At 37.9% G+C, this 1,218-nt stretch carries 2 protein-coding genes; both read right to left on the bottom strand.

The annotated features are described in order from the left end of the window. Positions 1 to 231: 231 nt before the first annotated feature. Positions 232 to 399, bottom strand: coding sequence for a hypothetical protein (locus tag O9332_RS02315; RefSeq protein WP_288023478.1), 168 nt, complete (start codon positions 397 to 399; stop codon positions 232 to 234). 230 nt (positions 400 to 629) lie between these two features. After that, positions 630 to 824 carry a hypothetical protein gene (locus O9332_RS02310; protein WP_288023476.1) on the bottom strand — a complete coding sequence of 65 codons (195 nt, stop codon included), beginning with the start codon at positions 822 to 824 and terminating at the stop codon, positions 630 to 632. Positions 825 to 1,218: the final 394 nt, after the last annotated feature.

Genomic DNA, 1,218 nt, shown 5'->3' with positions numbered 1-1,218 from the left:
TCAATTGTCTATCTTTTGGTATTAACCTATTTGTGCCTTAAGTCCTTTCCTGTATGAATTTCAGCTACTTTTGAGCGTAGTTGCTCTCATCGAATTTTATTTTAAGTTAATTATTTGCATAACAATTCCCGAAGAGCCCTTATCCTCGATTCTTCGAGATGAATAAGCGAAGACTCACGGTCATCAGACTGTAGATTAACGATAGAAATTCTAGCCATTGGTCTTCTCCTATTACAGCTTAATTAAAAAGTATCCGATTTTAATATTTATGCCGCCACCTATACGGCGAGTATCGAGCGCTCGTTCAACTGCTGTTTTAATTAGTTCCGTTTCCCCAAGAGGTACGAGGGAAAATTTAGACTCGTTAGCGTTTAGATTAGCAATGGAAATTTTAGCCATTAAGATTCTCCTGTAATAGCGTTAATATTTTGAAACCTTGAGGTATCGGCTCTCCCGACTTTGGGGTTATAAAGTATATAACCAGATAGAATTTGGCGACATGGCGAGCCCTGAGAGCCTTGTGGCAAAAAGGATAAGCAGGTTTTATCACCCTATACTCAGAAGAGCCGAGGTATCAGAGGAGAATTTAAACAAATATTATCTCCTCTAATAATTTTTGAAGGAATCGATTACCACTCAACTGTATTCGGCCAAGACACGGAGCCATATATTAGGTGTAGACCTCCCCTGATGATCGCTTTTAAGTCTTCTTCGGTTAGGTCTTTGAGTTCCTCGTCATCGGCGATTTCCCTTAAAATCAAAGAACAATCTTGGTAATTATTGGCCAGATTAGAACTTTCACATTTCCCTAGTTCACAAGACATGACAAAACTCCTATTTTGCAAAAAGTACAAAAATAAATTAGAACAAAGACACGGAGCCATATTTGGGTTTTATAGATGCTCTCACTAAAAACCCTCCTAGAATCGAAGCCAGTTCCCGCTCGTTTAAATCTTGCACTTGATTTTTTAAGCATTCTGCTTCTAAAAGTTGACAAGTAAAGGCTTCAAATTCCTGCTCTGTAAAGTCATAATCTGATTTTTTGACCAGACTATAAAATTCTTTGCAATTTTCAAGATTTTGGGCTCTTCGGGACTTGGTATGGTTCGATAGGGGGGCATAAATCGACTCAATCCTTATCTGGCAAGAGATTTAATTGATTAGTTCGCTTCAGATCGCAAACAATTGACAAAAATCGCCAAATGTCTTTCTCTATAA

It is taken from the genome of Microcystis sp. LE19-10.1B (assembly GCF_027530565.1).
GTDB classification, from domain to species: domain Bacteria; phylum Cyanobacteriota; class Cyanobacteriia; order Cyanobacteriales; family Microcystaceae; genus Microcystis; species Microcystis aeruginosa.
The sequence above is the reverse complement of the archived record's forward strand: the minus strand, read 5'-3'. Positions and strand labels throughout refer to the sequence as shown.

Bases quoted from the DNA above. Each gene is read 5' to 3' on its own strand.
- O9332_RS02315 (WP_288023478.1), bottom strand. From the start codon at position 399: ATGGCTAAAATTTCCATTGCTAATCTAAACGCTAACGAGTCTAAATTT.
- O9332_RS02310 (WP_288023476.1), bottom strand. From the start codon at position 824: ATGTCTTGTGAACTAGGGAAATGTGAAAGTTCTAATCTGGCCAATAAT.